The sequence below is a fragment of the Variovorax boronicumulans genome, assembly GCF_029892485.1.
Taxonomy (GTDB): domain Bacteria; phylum Pseudomonadota; class Gammaproteobacteria; order Burkholderiales; family Burkholderiaceae_C; genus Variovorax; species Variovorax boronicumulans_B.
Genome location: NZ_JARXVG010000007.1, coordinates 238842 through 256115 on the forward strand (window position 1 = coordinate 238842; position 17274 = coordinate 256115).

The 17274-nt window shown below is 66.0% G+C and carries 14 protein-coding genes; 1 reads left to right on the forward strand and 13 read right to left on the reverse strand.

The annotated features are described in order from the left end of the window. Positions 1-15: 15 nt before the first annotated feature. The gene (locus M2282_RS18605) at positions 16-4764 is read right to left on the reverse strand and encodes a glutamate synthase-related protein (RefSeq protein WP_280810253.1); all 4749 of its coding nucleotides are present in this window, start codon (positions 4762-4764) and stop codon (positions 16-18) included. 184 nt (positions 4765-4948) lie between these two features. Continuing rightward, complete coding sequence (locus M2282_RS18610; protein ID WP_280810254.1) at positions 4949-5644, reverse strand: transposase; 696 nt, start codon at positions 5642-5644, stop codon at positions 4949-4951. A 68-nt stretch (positions 5645-5712) separates the two neighbouring features. Between M2282_RS18610 and M2282_RS18615 the strand changes: the two genes are divergently transcribed. Further along, on the forward strand, positions 5713-6420 hold the full coding sequence (locus M2282_RS18615; RefSeq protein ID WP_280810255.1) for a DUF1266 domain-containing protein: 708 nt from the start codon (positions 5713-5715) through the stop codon (positions 6418-6420). A 19-nt stretch (positions 6421-6439) separates the two neighbouring features. Here the strand turns inward: M2282_RS18615 and M2282_RS18620 are convergent, their stop codons facing one another. The 11 genes from M2282_RS18620 to M2282_RS18670 are packed head-to-tail and all read right to left on the reverse strand — an operon-like array spanning position 6440 to position 17066. Then, the gene (locus tag M2282_RS18620) at positions 6440-7324 is read right to left on the reverse strand and encodes a class I SAM-dependent methyltransferase (protein WP_280810256.1); all 885 of its coding nucleotides are present in this window, start codon (positions 7322-7324) and stop codon (positions 6440-6442) included. Continuing rightward, the gene (locus M2282_RS18625) at positions 7321-7896 is read right to left on the reverse strand and encodes a DUF1415 domain-containing protein (RefSeq protein WP_280810257.1); all 576 of its coding nucleotides are present in this window, start codon (positions 7894-7896) and stop codon (positions 7321-7323) included. Before M2282_RS18625 ends, M2282_RS18620 begins: the two co-directional genes overlap by 4 nt. Beyond that, positions 7893-9137 carry an MFS transporter gene (locus M2282_RS18630; protein WP_280810258.1) on the reverse strand — a complete coding sequence of 415 codons (1245 nt, stop codon included), beginning with the start codon at positions 9135-9137 and terminating at the stop codon, positions 7893-7895. The genes M2282_RS18625 and M2282_RS18630 overlap by 4 nt, the downstream gene beginning before the upstream one ends. Continuing rightward, positions 9134-10264 (reverse strand): deoxyguanosinetriphosphate triphosphohydrolase, encoded by a 1131-nt coding sequence (locus M2282_RS18635; protein WP_280810259.1) that lies wholly within the window; start codon positions 10262-10264, stop codon positions 9134-9136. The genes M2282_RS18630 and M2282_RS18635 overlap by 4 nt, the downstream gene beginning before the upstream one ends. A 22-nt stretch (positions 10265-10286) precedes the next feature. Then, the gene (aroB, locus tag M2282_RS18640) at positions 10287-11396 is read right to left on the reverse strand and encodes a 3-dehydroquinate synthase (protein ID WP_280810260.1); all 1110 of its coding nucleotides are present in this window, start codon (positions 11394-11396) and stop codon (positions 10287-10289) included. A 34-nt stretch (positions 11397-11430) separates the two neighbouring features. Continuing rightward, a complete protein-coding gene (locus tag M2282_RS18645; RefSeq protein WP_280810261.1) occupies positions 11431-11979 on the reverse strand; it encodes a shikimate kinase in 549 nt (182 codons plus the stop codon). 23 nt (positions 11980-12002) lie between these two features. Beyond that, positions 12003-14153, reverse strand: coding sequence for a type IV pilus secretin PilQ (gene pilQ, locus M2282_RS18650; RefSeq protein WP_280810262.1), 2151 nt, complete (start codon positions 14151-14153; stop codon positions 12003-12005). Next, positions 14150-14689, reverse strand: a complete 540-nt coding sequence (locus tag M2282_RS18655) for a pilus assembly protein PilP (RefSeq protein WP_280810263.1) — start codon at positions 14687-14689, stop codon at positions 14150-14152. Before M2282_RS18655 ends, pilQ begins: the two co-directional genes overlap by 4 nt. Further along, positions 14686-15363 carry a type 4a pilus biogenesis protein PilO gene (locus tag M2282_RS18660; RefSeq protein WP_280810264.1) on the reverse strand — a complete coding sequence of 226 codons (678 nt, stop codon included), beginning with the start codon at positions 15361-15363 and terminating at the stop codon, positions 14686-14688. The genes M2282_RS18655 and M2282_RS18660 overlap by 4 nt, the downstream gene beginning before the upstream one ends. 6 nt (positions 15364-15369) lie before the next feature. After that, complete coding sequence (locus M2282_RS18665) at positions 15370-15990, reverse strand: PilN domain-containing protein (RefSeq protein WP_280810265.1); 621 nt, start codon at positions 15988-15990, stop codon at positions 15370-15372. After that, positions 15987-17066 (reverse strand): pilus assembly protein PilM, encoded by a 1080-nt coding sequence (locus M2282_RS18670; RefSeq protein ID WP_013539687.1) that lies wholly within the window; start codon positions 17064-17066, stop codon positions 15987-15989. The genes M2282_RS18665 and M2282_RS18670 overlap by 4 nt, the downstream gene beginning before the upstream one ends. Between the last annotated feature and the right edge of the window lie 208 nt (positions 17067-17274).

Consider the following 17274-nt stretch of genomic DNA (forward strand, 5'->3'; position numbering starts at 1 on the left):
CGTTTTCGTTGCCGCTCAGACCGCAGCCGTCGTGGCCGGGGCGACCAGCGCGTGCGGCTCGAGGCCCACGTGCGCGTTGTTGCCGCTGCTGGTCAGCTCGACCTTGCGGTCGTGCAGTTCGGCGAGAGCGCGCTTGTATTCGTTCGGGAACACCTTGACGAACTTGGTGCGCGACACGGCCCAGTTGTCCAGCAGCTCGCGCGCGCGCTTGCTGCCGGTCCAGCGGTGGTGCTCTTCGAGCAGCTTCTTGAGCTGCGCCTCGTCGGTCTCGCCGCCGTGCCAGATCTTGCGATGCACGCTGGCCGTTTGCTCGGCCGAGGTCAGCACCTTGTCGAGCGACACCATCGAGAGGTTGCAGCGCGTGGCGAACTGGCCGTCCTCGTCGTAGACGAAGGCCACGCCGCCGCTCATGCCGGCCGCGAAGTTGCGGCCGGTCTTGCCGAGCACAGCGACCGTGCCGCCCGTCATGTATTCGCAACCGTGGTCGCCCGTGCCTTCGATGACCGCCGTGGCGCCCGAGAGGCGCACCGCAAAGCGCTCGCCGGCCACGCCGCAGAGGTACGCCTCGCCGGTGGTCGCGCCGTACAGCGCGGTGTTGCCGACGATGGTGTTGCGCACCGCTTCGCCGCGGAAGTCCAGGCTCGGACGCACCACCACGCGGCCGCCCGAGAGGCCCTTGCCGGTGTAGTCGTTGGCATCGCCGATCAGGTACAGCGTGATGCCGCGCGCGAGGAACGCGCCGAACGACTGGCCGCCCGTACCTTCGAGCTGGATGCGGATCGAATCGTCGGGCAGGCCTTGCGGATGCACCTTGGTCAGCGCGCCCGAGAGCATCGCGCCCACCGAGCGGTTGACGTTGCGCGCCACCTCGATGAACTGCACCTTCTCGCCCTTGTCGATGGCCGGACGCGACTTCTCGATGAGCTTGACGTCCAGCGCACGCTCGAGGCCGTGGTCCTGGTTCTCGACATGGAAGCGCGGCACATCGGCCGGCACGTTCGGCAGCGCGAACAGGCGGCTGAAGTCCAGGCCCGAGGCCTTCCAGTGTTCGATGCCCTTGCGGGTGTCGAGCAGGTCGGCGCGGCCGATCAGGTCGTCGAACTTGCGGATGCCCAGCTGCGCCATGATCTGGCGCACTTCTTCAGCAACGAAGAAGAAGTAGTTGACGACGTGCTCGGGCTTGCCCGAGAACTTCTTGCGCAGGATCGGGTCCTGCGTGGCCACGCCCACGGGGCAGGTGTTCAGGTGGCACTTGCGCATCATGATGCAGCCCTCGACCACCAGCGGCGCGGTGGCGAAGCCGAATTCGTCGGCACCCAGCAGCGCGCCGATGGCGACGTCGCGGCCGGTCTTCATCTGGCCGTCGGCCTGCACGCGGATGCGGCTGCGCAGGCGGTTGAGCACCAGCGTCTGCTGCGTTTCGGCCAGGCCGATTTCCCACGGGCTGCCCGCATGCTTGATCGACGACCAGGGCGAGGCGCCCGTGCCGCCGTCATGGCCGGCGATCACGACGTGGTCGCTCTTGCACTTGGCCACGCCCGCAGCGATCGTGCCCACGCCGATTTCGCTCACCAGCTTCACGCTGATGCTGGCGTGCGGCGCGGTGTTCTTCAGGTCGTGGATGAGCTGAGCCAAGTCCTCGATCGAGTAGATGTCGTGGTGCGGCGGGGGCGAGATGAGCCCCACGCCCGGCACGGCATAGCGCTGCTTCCCGATGTACTCGGTGACCTTGCCGCCCGGGAGCTGACCGCCCTCGCCCGGCTTGGCACCCTGCGCCATCTTGATCTGGATCTGGTCGGCCGAGTGCAGGTACTCGGCGGTGACGCCGAAGCGGCCCGAGGCCACCTGCTTGATGCGCGAACGCAGCGAGTCGCCGTCCTTCAGCGGCAGGTCGACCTCGACGTTGGCCGCGCCGATCACGCTCTTGAGCGTGTCGCCCTGCTTGATCGGGATGCCCTTGAGTTCGTTACGGTAGCGCGCCGGATCTTCGCCGCCTTCGCCCGTGTTGCTCTTGCCGCCGATGCGGTTCATGGCAATCGCGAGCGTGGCGTGCGCCTCGGTGCTGATGGAGCCGAGCGACATCGCGCCGGTGGCGAAGCGCTTGACGATTTCCGCCGCCGATTCGACCTCGTCCACCGGAATCGCCTTGGCCGGATCGATCTTGAACTCGAACAGGCCGCGCAGCGTGAGGTGGCGGCGGTTCTGGTCGTTGATGAGCTGCGCGTATTCCTTATACGTGTTCCAGTTGTTGGAGCGCGTGCTGTGCTGCAGTTTGGCGATGGCGTCGGGCGTCCACATGTGCTCTTCGCCGCGCGTGCGCCAGGCGTACTCGCCGCCGGCGTCCAGCATGTTGGCGAGCACCGGGTCGTCGCTGAACGCGGCCTTGTGCATGCGGATGGCTTCCTCGGCGATCTCGAAGACGCCGATGCCTTCCACGCGGCTGGCGGTGCCGGTGAAGTACTTGTTGACGGTCTCGGTGTTCAGGCCGATGGCTTCGAAGAGCTGCGCGCCGCAGTAGCTCATGTAGGTGCTGACACCCATCTTCGACATGATCTTCGACAGGCCCTTGCCGATGGCCTTGACGTAGTTGTAGACCGCCTTGTCGGCGCTCAGGTCGCCCGGCAGGTCGGCATGCATGGCCGCCAGCGTTTCCATGGCGAGGTACGGGTGCACGGCTTCCGCGCCGTAGCCGGCGAGCACGCCGAAGTGATGCACTTCGCGGGCCGAACCGGTTTCGACCACGAGGCCGGCGGTGGTGCGCAGGCCTTCACGGACCAGGTACTGGTGCACGGCCGAGAGGGCCAGCACAGCCGGAATCGCCACCTGCGTCGGGCTCACGCCGCGATCGCTCACGATCAGGATGTTGTGGCCGCCCTTGATGGCGTCCACCGCTTCGGCGCACAGCGAGGCCAGCTTGGCTTCGACGCCCTCGTCGCCCCAGGCGAGCGGGTAGGTGATGTCTAGCGCGTAGCTCTTGAACTTGCCCTGCGTGTACTTGCCGATGTCGCGCAGCTTCGCCATGTCGGCGAAGTCGAGGATCGGCTGGCTCACTTCGAGCCGCATCGGCGGGTTGACCTGGTTGATGTCCAGCAGGTTGGGCTTGGGGCCGATGAAGGACACCAGCGACATCACGATCGCTTCGCGGATCGGGTCGATCGGCGGGTTGGTCACTTGCGCGAACAGCTGCTTGAAGTAGTTGTAGAGCGGCTTGTTCTTGTTGGAGAGCACGGCCAGCGGGCTGTCGTTGCCCATGGAGCCGATGCCCTCTTCGCCGGCCTGCGCCATCGGGCTCATCAGGAACTTGATGTCTTCCTGGGTGTAGCCGAAGGCCTGCTGGCGGTCGAGCAATGCGACCTGGCTGATCGGCGCCGCGACCGGCTCGGCCTTGACACTGTCCAGCTTGATGCGCAGGTTCTCGATCCACTGCTTGTAGGGCTTGCTGTTGGCGAGGGTGGCCTTGACCTCCTCGTCGTCAATCATGCGGCCCTGCTCCAGGTCGATGAGGAACATCTTGCCGGGCTGCAGGCGCCACTTGCGAACGATCTTCTGCTCGGGCACGGGCAGCACGCCCGATTCCGAAGCCATGATGACCAGGTCGTCGTCGGTCACGCAGTAGCGGGAAGGACGCAGGCCGTTGCGGTCGAGCGTGGCGCCGATCTGGCGGCCGTCGGTGAACACGATGGAGGCCGGGCCGTCCCACGGCTCCAGCATGGCGGCGTGGTATTCATAGAACGCGCGGCGGCGCGGGTCCATGGTGGCGTGTTGTTCCCAGGGCTCGGGAATCATCATCATCACGGCCTGGCTGATGGGGTAGCCGGCCATCGTCAACAGCTCGAGGCAGTTGTCGAAGGTGGCGGTGTCGGACTGGCCGGCGAAGCTGATCGGATACAGCTTCTGCAGGTCGGCGCCGAGCACGGGCGAGGACATGACGCCTTCGCGCGCCTTCATCCAGTTGTAGTTGCCCTTGACCGTGTTGATTTCGCCGTTGTGGGCGACGTAGCGGTACGGGTGGGCCAGCGGCCACTCGGGGAAGGTGTTGGTCGAGAAGCGCTGGTGCACCAGGCCCAGGGCCGAGACGCAACGCTTGTCCTGCAGGTCCAGGTAGTAGGTGCCGACCTGGTCGGCCAGCAGCAGGCCCTTGTAGACCACGGTGCGGCTGGACATGCTCGGAACGTAGTATTCCTTGCTGTGCTTGAGCTTCAGGCGCTGGATGTTGGCGCTCGCGGTCTTGCGGATCACGTAGAGCTTGCGTTCCAGCGCGTCCTGCACGATCACGTCGTTGCCGCGGCCGATGAAGACCTGGCGCAGCAGCGGTTCCTTTTCGCGCACCGTGGGCGACATGGGCATGTCGCGGTTGACCGGCACGTCGCGCCAGCCGAGCAGCACCTGGCCCTCGGCCTTGATGGCGCGTTCCATCTCCTGCTCGCAGGCTTCGCGGGAGGCGTGCTCCTTCGGCAGGAATATCATGCCGACGCCGTATTCACCCGGCGGGGGCAGCGTGACGCCCTGCTTGGCCATCTCTTCGCGATAGAGGTGATCGGGCAGCTGGATCAGGATACCGGCGCCGTCGCCCATCAGCTTGTCAGCGCCCACTGCGCCGCGATGGTCGAGGTTCTCGAGGATCTTCAAGCCCTGCAGCACGATGGCGTGGCTTTTTTCGCCCTTGATGTGGGCCACGAAGCCGACGCCGCAGGCATCGTGCTCATCGGCACCGGAATACAGACCGTGTTTTTGGAGATGTTCGATCTCGGCAGCCGTCGTCATGGCGCACTCCTTCAGTTTTCGCAGGGAAAGGGAGCATATTGCGATGCACAAAGAATGCCAAACACTTTAATAGGGGTCAGATTCTTATTAAATCCTGAGTTTTCTGATCGGAATTAAATTGGGGACGTATTAAAAAAGATAGCAGAAGGCATCGGTACAGCGCCGAGCGGCGCGCCCTTTCGGCTCAGAAATTGGACGCCGCTGGCGGGCGGCCGGCCTTGGCCTTGACCACCCGCCGCTCGGTCGATTTCTGCAACCTGTCCAGAAAATCCTCATCGCCCGCCGCCCAGCCTCGCAAGGTTGCCTCGGTCAGCGCGTCCTGATCGGCCACCCGGACCCCCGCACGCACCAACTCGACATATGCCGCCTCGCGCGCAAACGGCGTGTTGCCAAGCTCCCAGTACAGCGGATGCGGCGTCAGCAGCTTGTCGTGGCGCAGGCCTGCATAGTGCCCGTGGCTGGACCACGGATAGTCGCGCGCGTCGGCCGCCATGCCGGCGCGCACCGGATTGAGGTCGATGTAGGCCATGCAGGTCATCAGATAGCGGTCGGTCTGGATCAGCGTGGACCTGTAGCGCCCCTCCCACAACGTGCCGCTGCGGCCGTGGCGGTCGTTGAAATAACGCACATAGCTGCGCCCCACGGACTGCATGAACTGCGGCAGGCCCGTGACGCTGTTGGGCGTCGCCAGCAGGTGGAAGTGGTTGTCCATCAGCACGTAGGCATGCAGCGCGATGCCGAAGCGCGTGGCGTTGTCTGCCAGCAGGCCGAGCAGGCGTTCGTGGTCCGCGCGATCGACAAAGATCGGCTGGCGGTTGTTGCCGCGCTGGATCACGTGGTGCGGCATGTCGGCCAGCGTGAGACGGGGGAGTCGGGCCATGGAATGAAGTGACGCGCGAGGCTTGTATCCTAAGCGGCCCGTTTACCAACACACCCAGGGAGGGATGAATGTTCAAGTTTTTCAAGGAACTGGTCGATTCGGTGAAAGAAGGCATGGCCGAAGGAAGAGCCGAACTCGCCCAGGAAACGGCCGATCGCGAGGCTGCGCAGCAGGAAAACAACGCCGCACTGGCAGCGCGCCTTGCGGCCTCCTCGCGCTTCGAGAACTTCGCCGTGGCACTCGCCGCGGTGTACCGGCAGACCTTTGGACCCGACCTGAAGGAAGCGCACGAGGCGCAACGCAGCGCGGTGCACCTGCTGTGCATCGGCATTGCGCCCAACGAAGTCGAGGCCTGGAAGAAACTGCTGGCACGCGATTTCTCGGTGACGAATGGCGAAGAGGCGCAGGCCGCCGTGGCGGAGATCGTCGACGACCTCGCTACGCAGGCCAGCGATGACGACCTGGCCTTGTGGGCCGGTCGTGCGGCCCATCTGGCGACAGGCGCGGCAGCCGTCGGTTACGCAAGCGCCGAAGAGGCGCTGGACTGGCTCGAGCCCGCCGTGGAACTCGCCATCGGGCGTTTCACCGGCTGGGACAACTACGCGCAGAGCTTTCTCGCCGGCGAGCGCAACGCGCCGGGCAGCAACATCGTCGGGCGCAAGCTGCTGGCCTCGGTAGCCGAGAAGCTTCTCGCGGACGAACTCAGCCCCTGGAAAACAGTGGCGTGGCCTGCGCGCGATTCATTCACCGATCTGCTGGCTTCGCGCACCGCATAGCCACCGCGACGCGGGCGCCTCAGCCGAGGCGAAACCGCGTATCGCCCAGCGCATCGAGACCGAACTGCGACAGCAGCTCACCCAGCCGCGTCGCCGCGCTGGCTTTGCGCTGCCCGGTGTAGCGCGCCAGGATCAGTTCGTTCTTCATGCTGTGCTCCCAGCCGACCAGCTCGGTCACCGTGACGCTGTAGCCATTGGCTTCCAGATACAGGCAGCGCAGCACGTTGGTGAGCTGGCTGCCGATTTCCCGCGTGTGCAGCGGATGGCGCCACAACTCGGCGAGCGGCGTGCGCGACAGGGCCAGCGCCTTGGTCTCGCGCAGGCATGCCGCCACTTCCGCCTGGCAACACGGCACCAGCACCATGCAGCGCGCCTTCTTCGCCAGGCCGAAGGCGATGGCGTCGTCGGTCGCGGTGTCGCAAGCATGCAGCGCTGTGACCACGTCGATCTGCGCTGGCAACTCGCTCGCATTCGCCGATTCGGCGACCGTGAGGTTGAGGAACGACATGCGGCGGAAGCCCAGGTGTTCGGCCAGCTTGCGCGAGCGCTCGACCAGTTCGGCGCGCGTCTCGATGCCGTAGACATGCCCGCCCTGGCGCGCCCTGAAGAACAGGTCGTAGATGATGAAGCCGAGGTACGACTTGCCCGCGCCATGGTCGGCCAGCGTGGCCTCCGCGCCCTCGCCCGGCAGCTCGCGCAGCAGCTGCTCGATGAACTGGAACAGGTGATAGACCTGCTTGAGCTTGCGCCGCGAGTCCTGGTTGAGCCGCCCCTCGCGCGTGAGGATGTGCAGTTCCTTGAGCAACTCGATGGACTGCCCGGGGCGCAGCGCCTCGGCCAATTCGGCATCGGCCTTGGCGGCCTTGTTCGTCTTCGTGGCCTTGGCCGCGGCGTGTGCATTCATGGTCGGGCGCTCCCTGGGCCCACGTCGAGCGCAGCCCAGCCCGCCGGGCCCAGCGCTTCGAGCGTCTCGATGTTGCGTTCGAAGATGGCTTCGGCCTCCGGAAATGCCTCGACCGCACGGCTCACGCTGTCTTCGCGCAACAGATGCAGCGTGGGGTACGGCGCCCGGTTGGTCGCGTTCTCGATGTCGTCCGGCTCGGTGCCTGCGAACTGGAACTGCGGGTGAAAGCTCGCGAGCTGGAACACGCCGTCGAAGCCCGCCCGGGAGAGCTTGCGTTCGGCGCGCGCCAGAAAGTCGTTGAAGTCCAGAAAATCCGCCAAGGTGTTGGGTGCAATCAGAAGTGTGGTGTCGCGCACGGCGGCGTCGAGGGCTGCGAGTTCGTTGGCTTCGGAAAGAAGCGCGTCGATCAGTCCGGACTCCTCGGCAGGCAGGTGCACGGCGTAGTGGATCTGTGCCTTCACATGCACCGCTTTCGCGAAGGGACACAGGTTGAGGCCGATGACCGCGCGCTCCAACCAACGGCGCATGTCGGCTTCGGCCTGGATGGCGTCGATTGTCGCCGGCCCGGTCATGCCGCCTCCTTGGCAGGGTGAATTTGCCCCAGGCGCCGCGCGAGCGCCATGCCGGCCACCGAACAGGCGAGCGTCGCCGCCCAGGTCCAGTGCCAGCCGCCCACGCGGTGCGCCACCCACGCCACCGCCGGCGGCGCCAGGAACTGTCCGAGCGAAGAGGCCTGCTGCATGAGCCCCACCGTCGTGGGGCTGGGCGCCAGCCGGACGCCGAGCAGGAACAGGGTCGCCGGCACCATGCCGCCGCCGAGCGAGAAGGCGCAAACCGCGGCATAGCGCAACGCGGGCGGCAAGCCCAGAGCGTCCGCGCCCTCCCCCACCTGCGCAAACGCGGCCACGCCGCCCAGCGCCATTGCCAGGAAGCCCCATTGCAGCAGCCGCTCGGGCGCCACGCCGCGCTGCAGCCAGCGGCCGCCCGCGACGTTGCCGACGATGTTCATCGCCGCCGCGATCGCGGTGAGCACCGCGTTCCAGCCGGCCGGTACGCCCGCGCCGGCGTAGATGGCGGGGAGGAAGCCGATCACGGCCATCCACTGGGCGGAATACACGGCGAAGGTCAGCGCGGTCAGCCAGGGTGCGCGGGCGCCGACGGTGGCGCGCAGGCGCGACGACCAACCGCCGTTGGTGCCGCCCACTGCGTTCGGGCGCAGACGGTCCGCCGGTACGGCCGACCCCACCCACAGCGCGGCGGCGGCCGAGACGAGCGACAGCGCCCACCACCAATCGGCCCATCCGCCCCAGGCGATCAGCGCGGGCCCGAGCAACAGCGCGAGCGCCACGCCGAGCGGCATGTAGGCGCCCCACAGGCCGAGCGCGGCCTTGTCGGCGCCGGTCGGCGTCAAGGCGCGAATCAAACCGGGCCCCGGCATCACCGCAAGAAGAAAGCCGATGCCTTCGACCGCGCGCAGGACCAGCAACCACTGCACCGCATGCGCCCCACCGACCAGGCCTGCGCCGACCGCGCCGCCGAGCAGGCTGGCCACGGTGAGCACCGCCAGCCCCGTCAGCATGCTGCGGCGCAGCCCGATGCTGTCGGCCGCGAGCCCGGCCAAGAGGCCCAGCGTCATGCTCGCCACCTGCACGAACGACAGCAGGAACCCCGCCTCGACCAGTCCGATGCCGAGTGAAGCCTGCAGCGCAGGCACGGCCGGCGGCAGCTTGCCCAGGTGCAACGCGGCGCTGACGCCGCCCAACATGACGGCGAAGGCGGCGGCGGGCACGCGCGGCGCGGGGCTGGCACTCACGCGATGCCCCGCCGGCCGGTCAGCCGTTCATGCTCGCGCATCGCGAAGCGGTCGGTCATGCCGGCGATGTAGTCGGCCACGGCCCGGTGCCGGTCGCGGCGGTCCGCATAGGAATCGGGCATTTCGGCCGCGCGTTCGAGGTAGGCATCGAACAGCTCCCGCACCACCTGCTGGGCCTGGTCGGTGGTCTGCGTCACCTGGGGGTGGCGATAGAGATTGCGGAACAGGAAACGCTTCAGCGCGTCCGACTGCGCCTGCATGGTTTCGCTGAAGGCGACGAGGGGTGGCGCATGGCGCACGCCGTCCGCATCGGCCGGCGCCAACGCCTGGAGCGCTGCGCGCGTGGCATCGATCACGTCGTAGACCTGCGCGCTCAGCATGCGCCGGATGGTCTCGTACAACACGCGCCGCCCCTGCAAGCCGGGATATTCGGACAGCGCCTCGCGGCGGTAGCGCTCGAAAAGCTCCACCTCGCCCAATTGCTCGACGCCGATGAGGCCCGAGCGCAGGCCGTCGTCGATGTCGTGGGCGTTGTACGCGATGGCATCGGCCAGGTTGCACAGCTGCGCTTCGAGGCCGGGCTGGGTGCGGTCGAGGAAGCGGCGGGCCACGCCGTTCGGTTCGGCCGCCTCGAGGCGCTCTGCATTGGCGCGCGAGCAATGCTTGAGGATGCCCTCGCGGGTCTCGAAGCTCAGGTTCAGGCCGTCGTATTGCGGATAGCGGTGCTCCAGGGCGTCCACCACGCGCAGGCTCTGCAGGTTGTGCTCGAAGCCGCCGTGCTCGGCCATGCATTCGTTCAGCGCGTCCTGTCCGGCATGCCCGAAAGGCGTGTGGCCCAGGTCATGCGCCAGGGCAATCGCCTCGACCAGGTCTTCGTTGAGGCGGAGCGCCCGTGCGATCGAGCGGCCCAGTTGCGCGACCTCCAGCGAATGCGTGAGCCGCGTGCGGAACAGGTCGCCTTCGTGGTTCAGGAAAACCTGGGTCTTGTAGACCAGCCGGCGGAACGCCGTGGAATGCACGATGCGGTCGCGGTCGCGCTGGAAGGCATCGCGCGTGGGCGCGGGCGGCTCGGCATGGCGGCGGCCGCGCGACTGCGCGGGATGGCAGGCGTAGGCCGCCAGGCTCATGGGTGCACCCTTGGCGCGGCGCTCATCCCGCGCAGCACTGCGCGAGCACTTCGCGCACCAGCGCATCGGGCGCACTGCTGACCGCGGCGGAACCGGGCTTGTCGATGACCACGAAACGGATCTCGCCGGCTTCCGACTTCTTGTCGACGCGCATGAGTTCGAGATAGCGGTCGGCGCCCAGCGCCGGACCGACGATCGGCAAACCCGCGCGTTCGATGAGGCGCGTGAGCCGCTCGACGAAGGCTGCATCCACGCCCCCCAGCCGCTGCGACAGGTGCGCCGCCATGACCATGCCGCAGCCGACCGCCTCGCCATGCAGCCATTCGCCATAGCCGAGGCCGGATTCGATCGCGTGGCCGAAGGTGTGGCCGAAATTCAGGATGGCCCGCAGGCCCATCTCGCGCTCGTCCTGGCCGACCACCAGCGCCTTGATCTCGCAGCTGCGCTTGACAGCGTAGGCCAGCGCGGCCGGATCGCGTGCGACCAGTGCGTCGATGTTCGTCTCGATCCAGTCGAGGAAGGCCATGTCGTGGATCGGGCCGTACTTGATCACCTCGGCCAGGCCCGCGCTGAGTTCGCGCGGCGGCAGCGTCTGCAGCGTGCCCAGGTCGCAGACCACCAGCTGCGGCTGGTAGAACGCCCCGATCATGTTCTTGCCCAGCGGATGGTTGATGGCCGTCTTGCCGCCCACCGACGAATCGACCTGCGCCAGCAGCGTGGTCGGCACCTGGACGAAGGGCACGCCGCGCATGTAGCTGGCGGCGGCAAAGCCGGTCATGTCGCCCACCACGCCGCCGCCCAGGGCGAACAGCACGGTCTTGCGGTCGCTGCCGTGGCCGAGCAGCGCGTCGAAGATCAGGTTCAGGGTCTCGAGGTTCTTGTACACCTCGCCGTCGGGGAGCTCCAGCAGGTGCACGGTGCGGAAGCGGTTTGCCAAGGCAGTCTGCAGGGCCTGGGCGTAGAGCGGAGCGACCGTGGTGTTGCTGACGATCAGCGCGCTGGCCGCCGCGGGCGTGGCCGCAAAGCTCGCCGGATCGTCCAGCAGGCCGGCGCCGATCAGGATGGGGTAGCTGCGCTCGCCGAGCTGGATGTCGACGCGTTCTGGCGGTGCGGAAAGTACGGGCAATGGCATGGCAGCGAGTTTAGGCGCTGCAGCCCAAGCCGACTCAGGCGGTGGGCTCTTCCGGATGGGCGCCCGGGGCGACGACGCCGGCCAGTTCGAGCTGCATCACGATGATGTTCACCAGCATGGCAATCGAGGGGCGGCCGGTGTCGACCACGTCGTGGGCCGTTTCGCGGTAGAGCGGGTCGCGCGCGTCATGCAACTCGCGAAGCCGGCCCAGCGGATCGGCCACCTGCAGCAGCGGCCGCTTGACGTCGTGCCGCAGGCGCCGGAACAGGTCTTCGGGGGAGGAACGTAGATAGATCACATGGAAGTGATCGCGCAGCTGGCTTCGATTGGCCTCGCGCAGTACGGCACCGCCACCGGTGGCCAGCACGCCCTGGGCGCTTGCGGCCAGATCGGCGATGACGGTCTGTTCGAGATCACGAAAGACCGTCTCGCCTTCGCGCTCGAAGTAATCGCGGATCGAACAGCCGATGCGCTGTTCGATCACGTGATCGGTGTCGATGAATGGAGTGTTCAGCCGCGCCCCCAGGCGCCGGCCTACTGCAGATTTTCCGGCGCCGGGCAAGCCGACGAGTGCGACCGCCACGCGGTGGCTGCTACGCCCGCGCGTCAGCGCGCGGCGTTGCGGTCGGTAATCATCTTTGGAGTGATAAAGACGAGCATTTCGGTCTTGTTGGCAACGCGTTCGCGCTTGCGGAACAGTGCACCCAGGTAGGGCACTTCACCCAGCACCGGCACGCGCGACTCGTCATTGGTTTCGGTAAGTTCGAAGATACCACCGATGACGACCGTGCCGCCGTTCTCGACCAGCACCTCGGTCTGCACGTGCTTGGTGTTGATCGCCGGGCCCGCCGAAGTGTTCACGCCACGGGCGTCCTTGCTCACGTCCAGGGTCAGGATGATGTTGCCTTCGGGCGTGATCTGCGGGGTGACTTCCAGCTTCAGCACGGCCTTGCGGAACGAGATGGAGGTCGCGCCGCTGGACGTTGCCTGCTGGTACGGGATTTCTTCACCCTGTTCGATCAGCGCCTTGGTCTGGTCGGCCGTGATCACGCGGGGGCTGGACACCAGCTTGCCCTTGCCGTCGGCTTCGAGCGCCGAGATTTCCAGGTTCAGCATGCGCGAGAAGCTCGAGTTGAACAGCGAGATCGCGAAGGCGCCGGCTGCGTTGCCTGTGCCGCCTGCATCGCCCGCAGGCAGGTTGATGAAGTTGGAGTTGGTCCACGTGGTGGTCGCTGTATTCGCGCCGCCATTGGTGCCCGCCGTCACGGTGGGCATCATGCCGAGGTTGCCGAATGCACGGTTGCCGGCCGACGAGGCAACGCGCTCGCCGGCGATGCCGCCGCCCAGCCGAACACCGAGCGACTTGCCGAAGGTGTCGGACGCCTCGACGATTCGAGCTTCGATCAGCACCTGGCGAACCGGGATGTCCAGCTTCTGGATCAGCTCGGTGACCTGCGCCAGGCGCGACGGAATGTCCGAGACGAACAGCTGGTTGGTACGCGACTCGGCGATCACACTGCCGCGAGGGCTGAGGATGCGGGTCGTGGTGCTACCGCCACCGCCACCACCGCCACCAGCACCGGTCCCCGTCAAGCCTTGCGCAATGGCAATGGCCTTCGTGTAGTTGAGCTGGAACGATTGCGTGCGCAGCGGCTCCAGGTTCTCGATCGCGGCCTTGGCTTCGAACTCGAGCTTTTCCTTGGCGTTGATTTCATCCTTGGGCGCGATCCACAGCACGCTGCCGTTCTTGCGCATGCCCAGGTTCTTCGCCTGCATGATGATGTCGAGCGCCTGGTCCCAAGGCACGTCCTTCAGGCGCAGCGTGAGCGCGCCGGTGACGGAATCCGAGGTCACGATGTTGAAGTTCGTGAAGTCGGCAATCACCTGCAGCAGCGAACGGATCTCGATGTTCTGGAAGTTCAGCGAGAGCTTCTCGCCGTTGTAGCCCACACCTTGCGTGAGCTTGGTCGGATCGACCTTGCGGGCGCGCAATTCCACCACGAACTGGTTTTCGCTCTGGTAGGCGCTGTGTTCCCAGTCGCCCTTGGCCTCGATCGTCATGCGAACGCGGTCGCCCGATTGCTGCGAGGTGATCAGCTGGACCGGCGTTCCGAAGTCGCCCACGTCGAGGCGTCGGCGCAGGCCTTCGGGCAGGGTCGACTTGGTGAACTCCACCACAAGGTTCTTGCCTTGCTGCTTGACATCGACGCCCACCTGGTTGTTCGGCAGGTCGACGATGACGCGGCCCGTGCTGTCGGCACCGAGGCGGAAGTCGACGTCGCGCAGGGGCAGCGTGTCACGATTGCGGTTCTCGGCGAAAACCGTGGCCGATGAGACTGCGAGCGCCGTCCCGGCGACCGGCTCCAGGATGACCAGCAGCGACTTGCCTTGGATCTCCGTCTTGTAGGCCGTGGCCTGCTTCAAGTTCAGCACCACCCGGCTTCGCTCGCCGGCCTGCACCACGTTGACCGAACGCAGGTTGCCCTGGTTCACCTCAATGGCAGAGCGCCCGATGGCGTTCGTGACGCCCGGGAAGTCGAGCGCGATCCGCGCCGGCGTCTGGACGGCGAACCCGGCCGGCACCGCGGTGAGCGGCTGGGCCAGATCGATCCGGATCACCTCGGCGCCGGATTGCGTCGAGCTGGTGACAGCCTCGATTGCGTTTTGCGCATGGGCGACGGCAACTGCGCCGAAGGCCAGCAGACCCAGCCCGGCGGCGCGCAGCCACTGTGCCATCGTTGATTTTTTTTTGTTCATTTCGCACTCTCTTGCAGCTGCAATGTCGCCACGCGTTCGATCCATTCACCGGCAGCGTCTTGCACGATTTCACGCAAGGCGACTTCGGTTTCGTTGATACGGGTAATGCGCCCGTAGTTGAGCCCCAGGTATTCGCCGACGCGCACCTTGTAGAGCAGCTTGTCGACACGAACCAGCGCCACCGGCTGGCCGTTGCGGTTCATGCTGCCGACCATGGCCATCGAGTCGAGCGGGAAAGCCTCGAGCGATTCCTTGCGGCGCGCCAGTTCGGGCGCGATCAACTCGGAGGTGCTCGGCTGGTTCGATTCGCGGCGCAGCGCCTGCGTCAGCTTCAGCATGTTGAAGGGCTCGAACGACGAGCCTTCGGTGTAGGCCTGGGGGGTGAATTTCTTCGGCTCGGTAATCGGCGGCACCGAGGGCTTGACCTGGGCACGCTGCTCGACCATCCAGCTCTGCAGGTCATCCTGGCCGGAGTCGCAGGCGCTCAGGCCCAGCGTGGCCAGCATCAGCCACAGGACTTTGCTTGCTGCCCTCATTGCTTCGCCTTCGGCGCCGTGGCGCGTTTCTGGGCGGCCCGCTCGTCTTCATCGAGATAGCGGAAGGTGCGCGCGGTGGCGTCCATCGTCAGCACGTCCTTGTCCTTTTGCGGCGTGATCGTCACGTTGTTGAGCGTCACGATGCGCGAGAGGCTGGCGACGTCGGCCGCGAAAGCGCCCATGTCGTGATAACGCCCCGTGACGCGAACGGCGATCGGAAGCTCGGCGTAGTAGTCCTTGACCGAGATGGAACCCGGGCGGAACAGCTCGAACTGCAGGCTGCGGCCCAGGCCCGCCTGGTTGATGTCCGAGAGCAGCGCATCCATTTCGGCCTTGCTAGGCAACTGCTTCTCGAGCAGGGTCACGTACTGCTGGACCTGTTCGCGCTGCTTCTTCAGCAGATCGAGATTGGCCGCCTGCGCGACCTTCTTCTGGTAGTCGGCCTTGAGCGTCACTTCCTTGCTGCGCTCGGATTCGAGCTCGTCATTGGAATTGGTGAGCCAGACGAACCACAGCGCCACGAGCACCAGCGCGGCCACGGCCAGGCACAGCGCATAGCGCGGCACCGCCGGCCACATGGACGGGTCGTTCGGATTGAGTCCGCGGAACTGGTCGCCAACGTTTCGCAGGGCGGCGCCGACGTCTACTTTTTGGGAGGGGCGATTGCTTGCCATGATTGGTTACCCCTTGGACTGCGCCGCTGCGGCCAGTGCCTTTTCGGCAGCCGCCTTCTGGGCATCGGTCGGTCGCTTCAGGCCGATGCGCATCGTGAAGCTTGCAACGCGACGCTGGTCGCGCTGGCTCAGGTTCACATTCGCCGAAGTGATCTCGACCAGTTCGGGCTTCACCAACCAGGGACTGTTGTTGCCCAGATTGCGCAGCAGTTCCGACACGCGTTCGTTCGACTGGGCCATGCCTTGCAATGTGACGGTCTGGTTGTCCTGTTTCATGCTGCTCAGATAGACACCGTCAGGCAGTTGCCGGACCAGTTCATTGAACAGGTGCACGGGCAGGTTGCGGTCGCCCTGCAGGTCTTCGACTGCCTGCTGGCGCGCGCGCAGCGCTGCAATTTCGTCCTGCAGCGTCGAGATTTCCTTGATCTCGACTTCGAGCTTCTTGATCTCGGCCTGCAGGAAACCATTTTTCGACTGCTGGGTCGAGATCTGCGCCTCGAACCAGAGATAGCCAAGGCATGCGATCAGGCCACCCAGCAGCGCGGCAGCGCCGAGAGTTCCATAGAAAGCTTCGCGACGCCGCTTGCGCGCGGCTTCGCGGTGCGGAAGCAGATTGATCAGGATCACTGCAGGAACCTCCGCATGGCAAGACCGCAAGATGTCAGGTACGAGGGCGCCTCGCGCCGCACCTTTTTCTCGCGAATGCTCGGTCCGAAGTCCATGCCGTCGAACGGATTGACGAGCGAGCAGGCAAAAGAGGTCTGACGGGTCACGGCACTGGTCAGCCCCGGCAGCGACGACGAACCACCGGCCAGCAGCACGTAGTCCACGCGGTTGTGCGGCGTGCTGGTGAAGAAGAACTGCAGCGCACGCGCGATTTCCTGCGCGATGCTTTCCACGAAGGGCTTGAGCACGCCCGAGCCGTAGTCGTCGGGCAGGTCGCCGCTGCGCTTCTTGGCTTCGGCTTCCTCGGCGGAAAAACCGTACTGGCGAACGATCAGCTGGGTCAGCTGGGCGCCACCGAAGGCCTGGTCGCGGTCGTACAGCACTTCCTGGTTGCGAAGCACCTGCATGCTGGTAGTGAAAGCGCCGACCTCGAACAAGGCCACGATCGAATCGACGCCCTTGCCGGGCAGTTGCTCGATCAGGCGCGCGGTCGCGAGGCGCGAGGCGTAGGACTCGACGTCCAGGATCATGGCCTTCAGTCCAGCCGCTTCGGCCAAGCCTTCGCGGTCCTGGACCTTTTCCTTGCGGGACGCGGCAATCAGCACTTCCACGTCGCCGGCGGACGAGGTGCTGGGACCCGTGACGCAGAAGTCGAGGCTCACCTCGTCGAGCGAGAAGGGGATGTACTGGTTGGCTTCGGACTCGACCTGGATCTCGAGTTCCTGCTCGCTCATGCCACCGGGAAGAATGATCTTCTTGGTGATCACCGCCGAGGGCGGCAGCGCGAGCGCGACGTTGCGCGTCTTGGTGCCGCTCTTGCGGACGACACGCCGGACGGCTTCTGCCACCTCGTCGAATTTCTCGACGTTGCCGTCAGTGATCCAACCGCGTTCCAGGGGCTCGATGGCACAGCGTTCCAGAACCAGCTTGCCGCTGGCCTCACGGCCGAGCTCGACCAGCTTGACGCTGGACGAGCTGACATCCAGCCCAAGCAAGGGGGCGTTTTGACGACGAAACAATGATCCAAGAGCAGCCAAGTTAGGTCCCTCTCCCCCTGTATTTGTAACCAATGGAAAAATATGCGTTCGGTTGCACTCTAGCAGCAGGCGTGGCGCCAACCAAGCAACCCGGGGGGGCAAAACGGCCAACCGTTGTCAAAACCTGACGTCAAAGCCGCATTCTGTAACTTTTGAATTAGGACGACGCCCGGCAACAAAGAACGGGACCGCGCCGAGGAAGCGGCTT

What these genes read in the sequence shown, in the direction of transcription:
- M2282_RS18605 (WP_280810253.1), bottom strand. Translation starts at nt 4,764, where the DNA reads ATGACGACGGCTGCCGAGATCGAACATCTCCAAAAACACGGTCTGTAT.
- M2282_RS18610 (WP_280810254.1), bottom strand. Translation starts at nt 5,644, where the DNA reads ATGGCCCGACTCCCCCGTCTCACGCTGGCCGACATGCCGCACCACGTG.
- M2282_RS18615 (WP_280810255.1), top strand. Translation starts at nt 5,713, where the DNA reads ATGTTCAAGTTTTTCAAGGAACTGGTCGATTCGGTGAAAGAAGGCATG.
- M2282_RS18620 (WP_280810256.1), bottom strand. Translation starts at nt 7,324, where the DNA reads ATGAATGCACACGCCGCGGCCAAGGCCACGAAGACGAACAAGGCCGCC.
- M2282_RS18625 (WP_280810257.1), bottom strand. Translation starts at nt 7,896, where the DNA reads ATGACCGGGCCGGCGACAATCGACGCCATCCAGGCCGAAGCCGACATG.
- M2282_RS18635 (WP_280810259.1), bottom strand. Translation starts at nt 10,264, where the DNA reads ATGAGCCTGGCGGCCTACGCCTGCCATCCCGCGCAGTCGCGCGGCCGC.
- aroB (WP_280810260.1), bottom strand. Translation starts at nt 11,396, where the DNA reads ATGCCATTGCCCGTACTTTCCGCACCGCCAGAACGCGTCGACATCCAG.
- pilQ (WP_280810262.1), bottom strand. Translation starts at nt 14,153, where the DNA reads ATGAACAAAAAAAAATCAACGATGGCACAGTGGCTGCGCGCCGCCGGG.
- M2282_RS18655 (WP_280810263.1), bottom strand. Translation starts at nt 14,689, where the DNA reads ATGAGGGCAGCAAGCAAAGTCCTGTGGCTGATGCTGGCCACGCTGGGC.
- M2282_RS18660 (WP_280810264.1), bottom strand. Translation starts at nt 15,363, where the DNA reads ATGGCAAGCAATCGCCCCTCCCAAAAAGTAGACGTCGGCGCCGCCCTG.